This is a genomic window from Acinetobacter sp. A47 (genome assembly GCF_000805455.1).
Classification (GTDB): Bacteria; Pseudomonadota; Gammaproteobacteria; order Pseudomonadales; family Moraxellaceae; genus Acinetobacter.
Genome location: NZ_JSUS01000064.1, coordinates 425673 through 440639 on the forward strand (window position 1 = coordinate 425673; position 14967 = coordinate 440639).

The 14967-nt window shown below is 44.4% G+C and carries 15 protein-coding genes; 9 read left to right on the forward strand and 6 right to left on the reverse strand.

Going from position 1 to position 14967, the window contains the following annotated elements:
* Positions 1 to 27 precede the first annotated feature (27 nt).
* The 3 genes from recA to OC23_RS14170 all read right to left on the reverse strand — a co-directional run bounded on the left by recA (position 28) and on the right by OC23_RS14170 (position 2350).
* Entirely contained in the window at positions 28 to 1074 is a 1047-nt protein-coding gene (recA, locus tag OC23_RS14160; protein WP_038345529.1) for a recombinase RecA, read from the reverse strand.
* Positions 1075 to 1233: 159 nt separating this feature from the next.
* Positions 1234 to 1662, reverse strand: coding sequence for an RNA-binding S4 domain-containing protein (locus tag OC23_RS14165; RefSeq protein ID WP_038345530.1), 429 nt, complete (start codon positions 1660 to 1662; stop codon positions 1234 to 1236).
* Positions 1646 to 2350: an HAD-IA family hydrolase gene (locus tag OC23_RS14170; RefSeq protein WP_038345531.1), complete on the reverse strand. Its 705-nt coding sequence runs from the start codon at positions 2348 to 2350 to the stop codon at positions 1646 to 1648. Before OC23_RS14170 ends, OC23_RS14165 begins: the two co-directional genes overlap by 17 nt.
* A gap of 11 nt (positions 2351 to 2361) precedes the next feature.
* Here OC23_RS14170 and OC23_RS14175 point away from each other — a divergent pair, with 11 nt between their 5' ends.
* Both OC23_RS14175 and OC23_RS14180 read left to right on the forward strand, forming a co-directional pair.
* Positions 2362 to 3219, forward strand: coding sequence for a 3'(2'),5'-bisphosphate nucleotidase CysQ (locus OC23_RS14175; RefSeq protein ID WP_038345532.1), 858 nt, complete (start codon positions 2362 to 2364; stop codon positions 3217 to 3219).
* A gap of 51 nt (positions 3220 to 3270) precedes the next feature.
* Complete coding sequence (locus tag OC23_RS14180) at positions 3271 to 4005, forward strand: histidine phosphatase family protein (protein ID WP_038345533.1); 735 nt, start codon at positions 3271 to 3273, stop codon at positions 4003 to 4005.
* A gap of 130 nt (positions 4006 to 4135) precedes the next feature.
* Here OC23_RS14180 and OC23_RS14185 read toward each other — a convergent pair whose 3' ends face one another.
* Entirely contained in the window at positions 4136 to 4558 is a 423-nt protein-coding gene (locus OC23_RS14185; RefSeq protein ID WP_038345534.1) for a polymer-forming cytoskeletal protein, read from the reverse strand.
* A gap of 277 nt (positions 4559 to 4835) precedes the next feature.
* Between OC23_RS14185 and OC23_RS14190 the strand changes: the two genes are divergently transcribed.
* On the forward strand, positions 4836 to 6104 hold the full coding sequence (locus OC23_RS14190) for a hypothetical protein (protein ID WP_038345535.1): 1269 nt from the start codon (positions 4836 to 4838) through the stop codon (positions 6102 to 6104).
* 47 nt (positions 6105 to 6151) lie between these two features.
* Here the strand turns inward: OC23_RS14190 and rpsT are convergent, their stop codons facing one another.
* Positions 6152 to 6418 (reverse strand): 30S ribosomal protein S20, encoded by a 267-nt coding sequence (gene rpsT, locus OC23_RS14195; protein ID WP_004771687.1) that lies wholly within the window; start codon positions 6416 to 6418, stop codon positions 6152 to 6154.
* Between the two features lie 212 nt (positions 6419 to 6630).
* Between rpsT and OC23_RS14200 the strand changes: the two genes are divergently transcribed.
* From OC23_RS14200 to OC23_RS14220, 5 genes are all read left to right on the forward strand, one after another.
* Positions 6631 to 7296 (forward strand): nucleoside-diphosphate sugar epimerase, encoded by a 666-nt coding sequence (locus tag OC23_RS14200; protein WP_038345536.1) that lies wholly within the window; start codon positions 6631 to 6633, stop codon positions 7294 to 7296.
* A gap of 12 nt (positions 7297 to 7308) precedes the next feature.
* Positions 7309 to 7821, forward strand: coding sequence for a ribonuclease E activity regulator RraA (gene rraA, locus OC23_RS14205; RefSeq protein ID WP_038345537.1), 513 nt, complete (start codon positions 7309 to 7311; stop codon positions 7819 to 7821).
* A gap of 12 nt (positions 7822 to 7833) precedes the next feature.
* Complete coding sequence (locus OC23_RS14210; RefSeq protein WP_038345538.1) at positions 7834 to 8622, forward strand: glutathione S-transferase N-terminal domain-containing protein; 789 nt, start codon at positions 7834 to 7836, stop codon at positions 8620 to 8622.
* Positions 8623 to 8739: 117 nt separating this feature from the next.
* The gene (locus OC23_RS14215) at positions 8740 to 9093 is read left to right on the forward strand and encodes a hypothetical protein (RefSeq protein ID WP_038345539.1); all 354 of its coding nucleotides are present in this window, start codon (positions 8740 to 8742) and stop codon (positions 9091 to 9093) included.
* Between the two features lie 123 nt (positions 9094 to 9216).
* Positions 9217 to 11724 (forward strand): tetratricopeptide repeat protein, encoded by a 2508-nt coding sequence (locus tag OC23_RS14220; RefSeq protein WP_038345540.1) that lies wholly within the window; start codon positions 9217 to 9219, stop codon positions 11722 to 11724.
* A 79-nt stretch (positions 11725 to 11803) separates the two neighbouring features.
* Here OC23_RS14220 and OC23_RS14225 read toward each other — a convergent pair whose 3' ends face one another.
* Positions 11804 to 13336: an acetyl-CoA C-acetyltransferase gene (locus OC23_RS14225; protein WP_038345541.1), complete on the reverse strand. Its 1533-nt coding sequence runs from the start codon at positions 13334 to 13336 to the stop codon at positions 11804 to 11806.
* A gap of 223 nt (positions 13337 to 13559) precedes the next feature.
* On the opposite strand from OC23_RS14225, the gene OC23_RS14230 reads away from it, so the two are divergent.
* On the forward strand, positions 13560 to 14951 hold the full coding sequence (locus tag OC23_RS14230; RefSeq protein ID WP_038345542.1) for a 3-oxoacyl-ACP reductase: 1392 nt from the start codon (positions 13560 to 13562) through the stop codon (positions 14949 to 14951).
* Positions 14952 to 14967 lie beyond the last annotated feature (16 nt).

A 14967-nucleotide genomic window follows, 5' to 3' on the forward strand; every position in this document is an offset into this window, starting at 1 on the left:
GAAAAACGCCCCGAAGGGCGTTTTAGCTTAGCTTTCTAAAAAATCTGGTTCTTCTTCATCTTCGGTTTGCAAAGCTTCAGTGTTGGTTTTGGTTAGAAGCTGCTCACGAATCAATTTTTCAATTTCTTGAGCCATGGCCGGGTTCTCTTCAAAATAACGGATCACATTGTTTTTACCTTGGCCAATCTTGTTACCTTGATACGAGTACCAGGCACCTGCTTTTTGTACGATATCCTGCTGTACGGCCAGATCAACCAGCTCACCTAGCTGATTGGTTCCCTTGCCATACATGATCTGGAACACGGCTTCCTTGAATGGAGGTGCCATTTTGTTCTTCACGACTTTAACACGGGTTTCGTTACCGGTAATTTCGTCACCTTCTTTGACCTGACCGATACGGCGGATATCCAGACGTACTGAGGCATAGAATTTAAGTGCGTTACCACCTGTAGTTGTTTCAGGGCTACCGAACATGACACCAATCTTCATACGGATCTGGTTAATGAAGATCACCATACAGTTAGAGCGTTTGGCATTACCTGTAATCTTACGCAAGGCCTGACTCATTAAACGTGCTTGTAAGCCCATGTGTGAGTCGCCCATTTCACCTTCAATTTCGGCTTTAGGGGTGAGTGCTGCTACAGAGTCGACAACGATCAGGTCAATCGCGCCTGAACGTACCAGCATGTCTGCGATTTCAAGCGCCTGTTCACCATGATCGGGTTGTGATACCAGCAGGTTGTCAATGTCGACACCCAGCTTGCGTGCATATTCCGGGTCTAATGCATGTTCTGCATCGATAAAGGCACAAGTACCGCCATTTTTTTGACATTGTGCAATGGCTTGCAGTGTCATGGTCGTTTTACCAGATGATTCAGGACCGTAAATCTCGATGATACGGCCTTTAGGTAATCCGCCAATCCCTAATGCGATATCAAGTGTCAAGGAACCTGTAGAAACGGCTTCAACCGCTTGTACAGTGTTATCACCTAGGCGCATGACTGTGTTTTTGCCAAACTGTTTTTCAATCTGGCTTAAGGCGGCTTGTAACGCCTTGCTTTTATTATCATCCATCTCAAAACCTCAAAACTTTATTTCTTAACGACTAACCCAAGTGGATGTATTGAATCTCAACTTGTTGGGACTTGAGTATAGTGGCAGATTCTCAGTGTTTATTCTACATCTGGCCTGTGTCTAAGCGACACAAGATGACGCATCCAAAAATAGGAAATTTTACTCGTCATGGTAAGACCATGACTGGACATTTTCCTGCTTAAAGCGATTGATATCACGACGATCTTTTTTGCTTGGTCGATGATCCGGTCGGGCTAGATTATGCATTTTTCGTTGTGATGCATGCAACTCCCGACGTGCAATACTTTCTGGTGTTTCTTCATAAAGCAGTTGGGCTGCAGGTGCGCCACCCCGCACAGCCGAGAGTGCCTTGACGATGACGGTCTTTTTTTCAAAACCTTGCTGGATGGTCAGCTCCATGCCGATCCGCACATCTCTGGAGACTTTGACACGGTCATTGTTGTGATGGACTTTGCCACCTTCAATTGCAGCTTTGGCAATCGAGCGGGTTTTAAAAAAACGTGCGGCCCAAAGCCATTTATCAATACGCATGGCTTCCATGCTTTCGGGTTCATGCTGTCTTGGCATCTGTTACCTGTAGGTTGGTTTCAAGATAATCAAAAAGTTCAGTTAAGTGATCAAGTGCCGGATAGGGGAGCTCGGAGGCTGTTCTGGCTGCTTTACTGCTGGAGGGTTGCAAAATACTGAACAGCTGGCAGATACCAAAATCTTCTGCACTTTTGAGTACGGCAACCGTATCGTCAACAAACACGGCCTGTGCAGGATCAAAGGGATGCTGCTGTTGCAGTTTTTGCCAAAAAGCGGTTTCCTCTTTGGCATGCCCGATTTCTTCACTACTGACTATAAGCTCAAAATATGGGCGAAGCTCGACATTTTCAAGTTTTAGTTGTAGGCCGGCACGGTCTGCATTGGTGAGTAACCAGCAGCGATAACCTTTGGCCTTGAGCTGTGCTAGCAGTTGATGGCAGCCGGCACGAGGGCCGATTTTATGGCGATATTCATGCTGGAGTTGTAGTACATCTACTCCGACTTTAGCCGTCCAGTGCGCCGAAGAATACCAAGATAGTGTATGCTTATGCTGTTGGTAAAATTGAAAGAGTGTATGTTGGCTTTGTTCCAGGCTGCATTGGTGTACCTGAGCATGACGCTCGGGCAAACAATGATTCCAGATCAAGTCATCAAATGCCAGGTCAAGTAATGTGCCATCCATGTCGAACATGGCAATCGGCTGCTGCTGTAAATCTGAATATGACATAAGGTTGGTCTATGTTTATTAAAACGCTTGCTCCACAAGATCAGTTAATTTCACAACTTGTTCCGATCATGGCGCAGGCTAGTCAAATATTGCTGGAAGAATACCAAAGTTATTGTGCCGGGTGCGAGTTTAATATTCAGGAAAAAAGTGATGATTCGCCGGTTACCCAGGCAGATTTGAAGGTGAATCATTTCTTATTGAAGCATTTGGCGACTGTCTCCCCGCAATTGCCGGTGTTGTCGGAAGAGAGTGATTATTCGGCCCGCGCGGCATGGCAACGTTGCTGGATGCTTGATCCTCTGGACGGAACCAAGGAGTTTATTCATGAGCGGGATGAATTCACGATTAACCTGAGCCTGATTGATGACCATCAAACTACATTTGCCATCATTGCGGTGCCCTGTGAACAGGTCATGTATGTGGGTTATACCTCGCAACTCCCTTATAAATATAGCTTTAGTCAACAACAATGGTTTCAGTATCAGCCACAGCCACACGACCCGGATGCGGCCCTGCAAATTGGTTTAAGCCATAATAGTAAAAATCCCAAATATCAAAATTTTATCCAGCCGATCTTGCAGCACCGCACGATAGAGCGTCGCGAAGCCGGCAGTGCCTATAAATTTTGTATGATGCTGGAGGGGGAAATCGATATCTATCCACGTTTTCATCCGACTTCTGAATGGGATACCAGCTCAGGGCAGGCTTTGCTGGAAAGCATTGGCGGCGGGCTGATGACACTGGACCAAAAGCCTTTTTTATATAATCAGCGTGAAACGGTTTTAAATGGCGGTTTTATCGCATTTAAAGATCAGCAATGCAAAAAAATTGCTTTTGAGGCGTTGGCGCTTTCCGGTATTTTCGATTGAGCATGTTCCTGCTCATGTTATAGTGGGTTAAATTCAAATTTGTGTGTGAATATGGCCCTGCACTTATTGCCTAAAAGCATGTTTGAAGCAATGGATTTATTACCGGATGCTTCAACACCTGTTACCTTGTTTACTCGTCACTCCCTGCGTGAGCTGGTGAATGGGCAGGGGCTGGCCGGTTATGATCTGCAATTGACAGAACCGGGGCGTGAGCTGGCTTATGCCTGGGGGCAATATTTGAGTCGGCATAGTGGCCGTGCCATTCAGCATTGTATCTCCAGTCCGATCCAGCGTTGTGTCGATACCGCAGCCTTGATGATAGAGGGGGCGGATCAAACCCGTAAAGCTGTGAATACGCATCATATTGAAATTGTCGAGCAGCGTTTACTGGTTGAGCCGGGAAGCTTTGTGCTGGATATCCAGCAGGCGGCGCCTTATTTCCGCAAACAGGGCGCATTGGGTTTTATTAACAGTTTTGTGAATAACGCACTGCCGGGCATGAAACATCCGATCACAGGGGTATTTGATGTATTGGAGCTGCTTTATCATACTCATCCGTCCCAGCAAAATAGCCTAAGCCTTGCGGTCAGTCACGATACCATACTGGCGGCAATCATTGCGGTGATTTCGGGTAAGAACCAGATTGAGCAAACAGACTGGCCAGATATGATGGAGGGTTTGTTTGTGTGGTTTGAAGGCGATGATTTTGCAGAGAGTCAGCTAAAATGGATTTGGCGTGGAGAAAGAAAGGTTTTGGATATCAAGCAGTTTTTAAGCGGTAAATAAGTGGGTGGCTTAAACCTGTTCTGAAAAATAAAATACCATCAGGCCTACTGGTCTGTAGAGCCGGGTTCTGCCTGAATCAACCCCGAGCCCGAATGGTGAATCCGGGTGGGGTTGAATAAGCAAATGTGCCTCATAAGGAACGGCATTGGCCGATTTTCTGTCCTTCGATACTGCTCTGGTTTACTTGTAGTCTGGTTGATGAAGCGCAATGTATATCTCCGGAAATGACCGATTTTTCTAAAGTGATTGTAGTTGCTGCCTGTGAGGCATGTACATCGCCGCTAACACTGGAATTGATTAACCGAACTGCTTTAGCCTGATTGGCGTGTATGCTGCCTTGAATTGAGGCGCTGTTTAATATCAGGCTGGCACCTTTCTGCAAGCTCACATCACCTTCTACAGACGAGTTGCTGACTGTACAGGTGGCGCCAGCAGGAATGTTAAGCTGGTTTACCGTATTGTTGTGTAGTGCACTTGAGCAGTTGGCTGCCAGGCCAAGGCTACTCCATGAAAGGGCGACTGTCAGAGGGATGATTTTCCAGATGTGAATCATAGTGCGCTCCTGCTACGATTGTTTTTGCTATTGTTTAAATAATATTCAATATAAATTAAAGAAAATTTAATAGAGTGTTATTTAGGTAATAAAATGTAGCGGGGGGCTGATCGAGAAAAATAATTTAAATCAGTGGAACAGCGTAATCGGTGTACTTTGTGATGTATAAATGTGAGAGTGACCTTAAAAATAATAAAAACTGTACTTTTAATAGATGACGTTTTTCGTCATGATAGGAAAATAAAAAGAGAAAACTGACACATAATTGGATAAAAAGATGTTATCAGACACAATTTATTTATGGGAGCCTGAGATTTTTACAGGCAAGGTGCCTTCAGAAGAAGATGCCCATCAGGTTGCTGTTGAGCTGCATCAGCAATATTGCAATATTTCCAGTCACGGCAAGACCTTGCAGGCATGGTTAAACTTATTTGCCAGTAAAATCTGTGATCCGCAATATCAGGCCTATTTCTCTGAGCCTGCTCGGCAATGGGTGCAGCAGATCAGACAGCAATTTGGCCAAGGGGTGTGTGCGAGTGTGCGTTTGAATGCATTGGTACAAGAAGCACAAAATGATGCTATTTACCGGGTCTTTTATGAAGCGGTGCAACAGAGTGGTGTTGGGTTTTACGAGCCAAATTATAATGTCTGGGCAATCGGTGAATTACAGTCTCCTGAAAATGCAGTAACCCATATGCTGCAACCTTATTTGTTGCACCCTTTGGAGCTAAAACCCGTTCAGGTGGTTGAAGAAACCAGATCACGTCTGGACACAGGCGAGTTTGAGATGCCGCATAATATGGCGGCTGCCGAGCAACTGATTGGTCAGTGGTTTGAGCAGCAGGACGTGACCAGACATCTCAAGCTTGAAGTGTTTAATGTTGCACATGATTATATTTCCAACTGGGGAAATATCGGTCGGCCAGAATTGGCGCTGGATACAGGTTATCGCTGCTTTTTGTTGACCCAGAAGCAGCTTGGGGTGTTTTATCAGTTAAAAATGGTGCTGAGAAAACTGACCATTAGTCCGATGCTGTCTTTTGCAATGGATTTTACCGATCGGTTTATTCCTCAGCACTTGCAGGAGCAGCTATCTGAACGCTTGATCTTCCGGCTGCGTTCGATGGATGTGCATCGGCGTTTGATGGGGCAATACAAGTCTGAGCCTTGCTTTGCTTTAACGGGTCGTTGGGAAAACCAAGCCGATATTCAGGAATTTTTTAAGCAGCTGGATGCTTATATTCATTTTATCTTTTCAAACATTGGAAAAGGTCGACTGGAAGTGCTGCAAGCGTGGGCCTATGGTGATATGCCTGCTGACTTTACGGTAGATCTGGATTTCCGTTTTGAGTTAATGATGATTGCACTTGGTCTGGATGATGATTATTTAAATGAGCGCTATCAGTTTTATAAACAGGCTTTTACTCGGCACAATGCGCGGACACGTGATCTGGGGCTGCTCGAGGAAAGTTATAAGTTTTGCCAGAAGCTTATGCTGATAGTAGAAGAGGCGGGGACAGGGCTACAGCCTTATCTCAAAAAATAAAGACAATAAAAAAGCCCGAAAATTCGGGCTCTTTTATATGCATCAAATTAGTTAGCTAATGCTTTAACTTGAGCGTTCAAGCGGCTCTTATGACGAGCAGCTTTGTTTTTGTGGATGATGCCTTTATCAGCCATACGGTCGATTACAGGAACAGCTTTTTTGTAAGCTTCTGTAGCAACAGTATAATCACCAGCAGCGATCGCATTTACAGTACGTTTGATGTAAGTACGAACCATAGAACGCAAGCTTGCGTTGTGTTTACGTGCTTTAACGTTTTGACGAGCACGTTTTTTAGCTTGAGCAGAGTTTGCCACTCGTGCACTCCTTGAAAATAAGTTGGTCTGGGCGGGCTGAAGTTAAAACCAAAATATATTGGCAACATTCACCAGCCCGTAAACAAGTGCCATATTTTGAGGAAACTAAGCCCCGAAGTCAAGTCTTGTGATACTTTTAAGTACATTTAACAGATGATAATCGAGCAAGAAAACGTTACATTAGCCCTAGTGATGACTTGGAAGAATTAAAAATGCAAACAGGTGACAAGAAAGCAATCGTGATTGGTGCGACAGGACTGGTTGGCCAGGCACTGGTTGATGAATTACAACGCGCTGAAGATTTTAGTTCAATTACCGTTGTGGTTAGGAAAAATTATGAAATATTAAAATCTTATCCTAAAGTTACCCAACTGGTTCTGGAAGATTTCCTGCTCTTGAATGATGAGGATGTCAGCTCTTACACCCATGCCTTTAGCTGTCTGGGAAGCACGATTAAACAGGCTGGTTCCAAAGATGCTTTTTATGCGATCGATTACGAAATTAATGCCCATTTTGCTGATTTGATTCAGGATAAAAATATTCATTTATTGATCGTCAGTGCATTGGGAGCGAATGCAAATTCGCCAATTTTCTATAATAAAGTCAAAGGTGAACTGGAAAACTACTTAAAAAGCCTGTCAATTTATAAGCTCTCTATTTTCCAGCCGTCACTGCTCATCGGGAAACGCAGTGAAATACGCCTGCTCGAGGATCTGGCGCAAACCGCCTTTAAGCTGGTCGAAAAAACATGGACTCGGCCGTTTAAACTTAAGCCTGTTACAGCAGAACAATTGGCGCATACTATGCGGGTCGCAGCACAAACCCAGACTGCCGCATTTAAACTGTACGATAACCTGAGTATACAACAAAGCAAATAACGGAGAATTTCAGTGACAACAATTCCTTTTGTAACCTGTGATTTGTTAGATGATAACCCTGAAAAAGAGCTGCAAGTGGTCACACCTTCTTTAGATGGTAAATTCTTTAAAAGCTATGGCGCGCGTAAAACCTTTGGTGGTCAAGTGGTGACTGTAAAGTGTTTTGAAGATAACTCACGTGTGAAAGAACTCTTGGCCACCGATGGTAGCGGTAAAGTTCTGGTGGTTGATGGTGGGGCGTCGATGCGCTGTGCCCTGATGGGCGACATGATTGCCGAGTCAGCGGTGAAAAATCACTGGAATGGCGTCGTGATTTATGGCTGTGTACGGGATGTAGATGCACTTGCAGAACTGGATCTTGGGGTACATGCATTGGCTGCAATTCCGCAAAAAAGTAACCGCAAAGGCATAGGTGAAGTTGATATCAGCTTGTATTTTGGTGGAGTGACCATCAATTCGGGCGATTATATCTATGCAGATAATAATGGCATCGTGATTGCAAAAGAAAAACTGGTCGACTGCTAAAAGGAGAGCACGATGCTAAATCAGGTGAATCATCAACTGAAGGTTTTACAATCTGTGGTTGCCAGTGTGATTGAAGGGGGAAGAGGGGTTTCTGGTACACCATTTCCCAATCAACCGGCAAAGGCAATCAGGCTCTATGAGTTTGAAGGTTCACCATTTTGCCGCCGTGTCCGTGAAGTGATTACTTTACTGAATCTGGACGTGGAAATTTATCCATGTCCTAAAGGCGGGCAGAAGTATCGGCAGGTCGTGATCGCACAAGGAGGCAAAGCCCAATTTCCCTTTTTGATTGATGAAAATACTGGTGACCAGTTATATGAGTCACAAGCGATTATTGATCATCTGTTTAAGCACTATGGGAATACTGGACAGACCCCGAAAAAGTACCGTCATTATCCAAAGCTTCCATACGTATCGACTTTGGCAACCCTGGCCAATGCTGCCCGTGGCATCTGGATTAACCAGCAGATTGTTGATCGTCCGGCACCAGCGCAGTTACTGGAACTATGGAGCTTTGAAGCGAGCCCCTATACCCGTCTGGTGCGCGAACTGCTAACAGAACTGGAACTGCCTTATATATTGCATAATGTGCCAAAGGAGCGCTGGCAGGATATGGGGCCAGCTGTATTGCGTTTAAAACCCGGTCAATATATTCCATTGCCAAATGGTAAACGTGAAAAGGTGGTTGCGGTGATGGGACGCGATATTCAGGTGCCTTATCTGGTTGATCCAAATACAGGCGTAAAAATGTTTGAATCTGCCAAAATTATGGAATATTTAAAGAAGCAGTACGGCGCATAACTGTTCAGAAAGCATCTGTTACAAGGTGCTTTTTTTATATCAACTGATGTGATGGTTGCTTCAAGCCTGGATTTAACGGTTTAATAGATCTGAAAATAGTCATATGATCACCCCAAAATGTTAAGTCAATTTACCAATCTCTTCAAAAGTTCTAAACAAACACCTGAGCAGCTATTTCTAAAAGAACGCGCTTTGTCTTTTGATGCTGAACAGGGGCCAATTTTAAATGGTGTGGTACTGAATGAACTGGGATTTCGTCTGGAATATTTTTCAAACCGGAAATTAGACCGTTTTGATGACTTGGAAAAGCTGTTCCGGATTGCACCGCAAATTAATGAAAAAATTGATCTGGAAATTCATTCACAACGTTTTGTTGAGCGGTTGGGTAATAGTGAAGAAAATCTCAAAGAACTCAAGCAAGCGATTAAAGTTTTAAATGATTATTATGTGAAGTTTAAACGGGCTAGATAGATCAGTATAAGTGCAACATTCACCATCAAGTAAGCAACACCTATAAGGTGTGGTTATAAAAGTGTAGTCTTACGCTGTATTCGGGTATGAACTTTCATAAAGATAATAACTAGAGACAAATACATGGCACATCGTATTTATTTATATAACGTTGATAAAGATAAACGGCATAGCGATTTAGGCTATCTAGGTGAATGGAATTATGAAATTCCACTCCTGTTACTGCCGCTGTTTTTTGCACAACCTTCCCGTAAGGGGCATTTGCTGTACTTTGACCGCCAGGGTGGTGTTGAGTACTTACAACGTTTTTATGAGTTATTAAATGAACAATATCAATTCAGTGAACAGGCGGGCTGTGTAGAGGCCCGGCAGACCATGTTTGAGCTGTTACAGCACTTGCCTTATGAGCATTTTGAAATGGATGCTACTGATGTCTTTAATATGAATGATGACAGTCATCGTCAGCAGGCACAGCAGTGGCTTGAAGACATCCTGGAGAAAAAAGTCTTGTATGATCAGGCTCTGGAGCAGCGGGATTTAACTGTTCTGGATGCTGTATTGGCCGGGACTGGTTATGAAAACTTTCTGGATATCTTGCAGACAGACTGGGTGCAATGGGGTCTGGGCTATTGGGAAGAATCTCTGTATCGGGATGCATCGGAAAGCTTTGAAGAGAATGGCCTGTGGGGGCTCAAAAACCGTAAAGGCGAGGTTGTTCTTGCACCGCAGATGAGCGAGATCTGGGCATTTAATGATGAGGGCATCGCCGTATTTGAGCGCAATGCACAATATGGTTATCTCAATCATTATGGGAAGATTCTGCTTGAGGCGCAGTTTGCAGATGCCTATGACAGTTTTCAACTTGAAGGTAAAAGTTATGCAGTGGTTCATCCACAGCAAAGCCCTGAACTAGAAGGGCTAATCTGTATTGAGGATGGACAATGGATGATTCCCGCCTGCTACGAAGCAGTTGAACAGCTTCTTTATTTTGATCTGTTTAATGTGTTTAAAGATGGTGTATATCAACTGGTTAATCTCCAGCATCAGGCTGTGATTGCTGAATCATCGGAGCATCCTTTTGAGATAGATTATTTAAGTGAACAGGTTAAGCTGTATTACAGTGCACAAAAAGGCTCGGCAAAGAGACGCTATTTCCTCAGTAACGGCAGCTATCTGGGGGAGTATGTTGAAGATGTACTAAAACCCCTCAGTCATGGCTATTTATGGGTCAAGCCGAATAAGTTCCAGCGCAAGATTTGTGTATTAAAACCAGATGGCGAGTTACTGATTGATGATATTGATCAGCTAAAAGCATGGTCGGATTATGGTTATCGGAGTTTTGCTTATCGCAAGCACAAGCAATGGTCTGTCTATCAGACCGAAACCCATCGTTTTCTGTTAGCGCAAGGTATGGAGAAGCTGATTGAGGGAGAATATCTGCATGAGCTTGAGGATATTTATCTTTTTGAACATGCAGGGAAATATGGTCTGTTCGATGCCAAGCAACAGCAATGGTTGATCCCGCTGGACAATTCGTTTGAGCGTATCGAACATGTCAGTCATGGCTTGTTCCAGTGCATCACGACAGCTGGAAGCTATTACTATGATGCAAAACAAAACATGCAGGCAACAACAGGTTTTGACTATATTGCGCCGGCAATTGAGCGTTACGACCCGGAACAGGGGTTGTTAACTTTATTTAAAGATCTGGATGTATTTTTTATCGGCCCACAGCGTCAACTGGTACAAGCTGCCCCTGATCAGATTGCACAGTTTTATTTGCGCCGCTTTAATTTTCAAGGCAAGGATTTAAGATTTTTCGAGCAGTTCTATTCACGCTGGAAAGCCGCCCAAGGCAATACTTATTTTGACCAGCTAAAGCCCAACACCTTGTTGAAAATGGCGCAGTATTTTGAAGAACATCATGATATTGCCCAAGCCATACCATATTATCAGGCTGCTGCGGATCAGGGGGATAGCGAAAGTATGGTGGCCCTGGGCCTGATTTATGATAATGGTACAGGTGTACAGCAAGACTATACGCGCGCGCTGGACTATTACTGGCAAGCAGTGCAACGGGACAATTCGTGGGGCTGGAACAATCTGGGATGTATGTATCTTAACGGGCACGGAATTGAGCAGGATGTCCAGCTGGCAATTGACTGTTTTTACAAGAGTGCACAACTGGGTAACGGGCAAGCCTGCAAAAATCTGGCAGGGCTTTATTATGACGGGATTGAGGTTGAACAGGATCTGGAGCTTGCCGCAACATATTATCAACGTGCCGAGCAGCAATTTTATTTCAGTGGAGAACAGCTTGCTGATATCTACTATCAACAGGGAGCGTATGCACAAGTTGCCAAGCTGATCAAGCGTGATAAAGACGAGGCCTATACGGCGATCTATTATGCACTGATGTATGAAGCAGGGCATCAGTTTAAGCAGAATATTAAAAAGGCCATTCAGTATTTCGAGAAAGCATTGCAGTATGCCGATTATCCTTATGCATTGAAGCAGTTACTACATTACTATGCTGAATCGGAACAGTTTAAAAATCCTGAAAAATATCAGCATTGGCAGGAATATATCGAAAGCAATGATATACAACTTGATGAATCTGCATCTGATTAAGGGGTATAACTGTAAAAGCGCTGAGTAATAAAAAAGCTGAATCAAGTGATTCAGCTTTTTTGCTTCGGTTGGTGAGCAATTATTTTTCAATAATCGCGGTCACACCTTGACCACCCGCAGCACAGATCGAAACAAGGATACGACCTGAACCTTTTTGGTTCAAGATTTTCGCAGCAGTCGCGATGATACGACCACCTGTCGCCGCGAACGGGTGACCCGCAGCTAAAGAAGAACCTTTAACGTTGAGTTTGCTACGGTCAATTGAACCTAACGGTGCATCTAAACCTAAACGCTCTTTACAGAATTTTTCATCTTCCCATGCTTTCAAGGTAGAAAGTACTTGTGATGCAAATGCTTCATGGATTTCATAGTAGTCGAAATCTTGAAGTTTAAGACCAGCGCGCTCAAGCATACGCGGAACGGCATAAGCCGGCGCCATTAATAAGCCTTCTTTCTTGCCCACGAAATCAACCGCCGCAGTTTCAGAGAAAGTCAGGTAAGCAAGGACTTCGTGACCATTGGCTTTCGCCCATTCTTCAGAGGCTAAAAGTACGCATGATGCACCATCAGTCAGTGGTGTCGAGTTACCTGCTGTCATGGTTGCAGCTTCGCCCTTACCAAACACTGGTTTTAATTTTGCCAGTTTTTCAGTCGTTGAGTCAGCACGCAAGTTATTGTCACGGCTTAAGCCCAGGAATGGCGTGATTAAGTCATCGAAGAAACCTTCTTCGTATGCTTTTGCCATTTTTTGGTGGGAAGATGCAGCTAGCGCATCTTGTTCTTCACGTGGAATGCCCCATTCAAGCGCAGTAATTGCCTGATGGTCGCCCATAGAGAGACCGGTACGTGGTTCACCATTTTTAGGTGCATCCATCAGGTCTTTGATATTGATTTTCGCTAACGCTTTTAAGCGGTCTTTACCGGTTTTGGCAATGTTTAACTCAAGCAGGGCTTTACGTAAACCGTCACCGAAAGCAATTGGTGCATCAGAAGTAGTATCAACACCACCTGCGATACCCACTTCGATTTGACCTAAGGCAATTTTGTTTGCGACCAGAAATGCGGCCTGTAAACCTGTACCACATGCCTGTTGAATGTCATAGGCTGGCGTTTCTGGCGCAAGTTGTGTATTTAATACACACTCACGTGTCATGTTGAAATCACGGCTGTGCTTTAAGACTGCACCCGCAACCACTTCACCCAGACGTTGACCTTGCAGGTTGAAGCGCTCAACCAAACCGTTTAGCGCAGCTGTAAACATGTCGATGTTAGAAGCTGTGAAATAAGCGCCGTTAGAGCGAGCGAAAGGAATACGGTTACCGCCGATAATGGCAACACGGCGCACAGTGTTTTGGCTCATGGTTTTATCCTGTTGAACAGAAGGTTTGGTTGTTTTAGTAGTCGCTGCTTTTGTCGTTGTAGCAGCAGCGTTTTTTGCAGCACCTGCACTACGTGTTGTAGAACGGGTACGCGTTGTTTTGGGTGTCGACGTTGCTGCTTTTGAAGCTGTGCTCGCAGTTTTACGTTTTGTAGAAGCTGCTTTTGATGTATTTGACACATTCTCCTGAGCAGAATTGTCGACTGCTGGATTTTCTTGAGTTGTTTTGCTCATAAGGCTTTTCCAAGCATAATTGCGATATTCTTGCTACAAACATACCATATTTCCCATACTGCTGTATTGACTAGAATGACGCTTGCGACCACATTCGGGTCAAGACATCCGGACATGAACTCAAGTATGATTTGTGATGAGTCAATCAGACATTGATTTCATGCCATATCCCAACATGATTCATGTGTTTGTAACAAATTCATTTGTATGAGAGATAATAACCATGACTGATCAGTACCAAGCATTTACACAATCACCATTAGGTAAATTTGTGGTAAAAAATCTAGGTTTACCATCACCTGTTACGCTAGATCGTTTTGAAAGTGCTCAACCGGTTGTGAATGGGGCAGTATTGCTTGGCGCAGCGCCATCAAGTACGGTTTCTGCTGCGATTGCTCAAGTTCTTAGCAATATTCATGCAGATAGCTATGTTGGCAATAATGTTGAGTTACAGCAGACTGCTGCAAAAGTCGGTTTAAATCTGCGTCCATTAAATGCCGATGATAAAGAATCTAAATTTAAAGCGGTTGTATTTGATGCGTCGGGTATTCAGGATTCTGAGCAGTTAAAAGAGTTGTATAACTTCTTTAATCCAATTGCTCGCCAGATCTCAAGTTCAGGTCGTGTGATCGTGATCGGTACTACCCCTGAAACTGCAAAGACAGTCAAACAGGCGATTGCACAACGTGCGCTTGAAGGCTTTATCAAATCTGTGGGTAAAGAGTTCAAAAAAGGCATTACTGCTCAAGTGGTGTATGTTGACCAGGGCGCAGAAGCCAACCTTGAATCAACTTTACGTTTCCTGATTTCACCACGTTCTGCCTATGTATCCGGTCAGGTGATTCGTGTCTCTAAAGCCGATGTGGCTGATCTGGACTGGGCGAAACCACTTGCAGGTAAAACTGCACTGGTTACCGGTGCAAGCCGTGGTATCGGTGAAGCGATTGCACATGTCCTGGCACGTGATGGTGCACATGTCATCTGCTTGGATGTACCACAACAACAAGCCGATCTTGAGCGTGTGGCAGGTTCAATTGGCGGTTCGGTATTGGCAATCGACATTACGGCTGCCGATGCAGGTGAAAAAATCAAGACTGCTGCTGCAAAACAGGGCGGTTTGGATGTGATCGTGCACAATGCCGGAATTACCCGTGACAAAACTTTGGCAAACATGAAGCCTGAGCTTTGGGATCTGGTGATCAATATTAACCTGTCTGCCATTGAGCGTGTTAACGATTACTTACTCTCTCATGACGGTTTAAATGCCAATGGCCGTATTGTTTGTGTATCATCAATTAGTGGTATCGCGGGTAACCTCGGTCAAACCAACTATGCAGTATCTAAAGCTGGTGTGATTGGTCTGGTTAAATTTACTGCGCCAACATTAAAAAATGGCATTACTATCAATGCAGTAGCGCCAGGTTTCATCGAAACGCAAATGACGGCTGCAATTCCGTTCGCGATTCGTGAAGCTGGACGCCGTATGAACTCGATGAATCAGGGTGGTCAGCCGGTCGATGTGGCTGAAGCAATTGCATGGTTTGCATCTACCGGTTCAACCGGTGTGACTGGTAACGTGGTACGCGTCTGTGGCCAAAGCTTGTTAGGTGCGTAAGAACTTAAAGCGATAA

Coding starts and splice junctions, on each gene's coding strand:
- recA (WP_038345529.1), bottom strand. CDS start 1,074: ATGGATGATAATAAAAGCAAGGCGTTACAAGCCGCCTTAAGCCAGATT.
- OC23_RS14165 (WP_038345530.1), bottom strand. CDS start 1,662: ATGCCAAGACAGCATGAACCCGAAAGCATGGAAGCCATGCGTATTGAT.
- OC23_RS14170 (WP_038345531.1), bottom strand. CDS start 2,350: ATGTCATATTCAGATTTACAGCAGCAGCCGATTGCCATGTTCGACATG.
- OC23_RS14175 (WP_038345532.1), top strand. CDS start 2,362: ATGTTTATTAAAACGCTTGCTCCACAAGATCAGTTAATTTCACAACTT.
- OC23_RS14180 (WP_038345533.1), top strand. CDS start 3,271: ATGGCCCTGCACTTATTGCCTAAAAGCATGTTTGAAGCAATGGATTTA.
- OC23_RS14185 (WP_038345534.1), bottom strand. CDS start 4,558: ATGATTCACATCTGGAAAATCATCCCTCTGACAGTCGCCCTTTCATGG.
- OC23_RS14190 (WP_038345535.1), top strand. CDS start 4,836: ATGTTATCAGACACAATTTATTTATGGGAGCCTGAGATTTTTACAGGC.
- OC23_RS14200 (WP_038345536.1), top strand. CDS start 6,631: ATGCAAACAGGTGACAAGAAAGCAATCGTGATTGGTGCGACAGGACTG.
- OC23_RS14210 (WP_038345538.1), top strand. CDS start 7,834: ATGCTAAATCAGGTGAATCATCAACTGAAGGTTTTACAATCTGTGGTT.
- OC23_RS14215 (WP_038345539.1), top strand. CDS start 8,740: ATGTTAAGTCAATTTACCAATCTCTTCAAAAGTTCTAAACAAACACCT.
- OC23_RS14220 (WP_038345540.1), top strand. CDS start 9,217: ATGGCACATCGTATTTATTTATATAACGTTGATAAAGATAAACGGCAT.
- OC23_RS14225 (WP_038345541.1), bottom strand. CDS start 13,336: ATGAGCAAAACAACTCAAGAAAATCCAGCAGTCGACAATTCTGCTCAG.
- OC23_RS14230 (WP_038345542.1), top strand. CDS start 13,560: ATGACTGATCAGTACCAAGCATTTACACAATCACCATTAGGTAAATTT.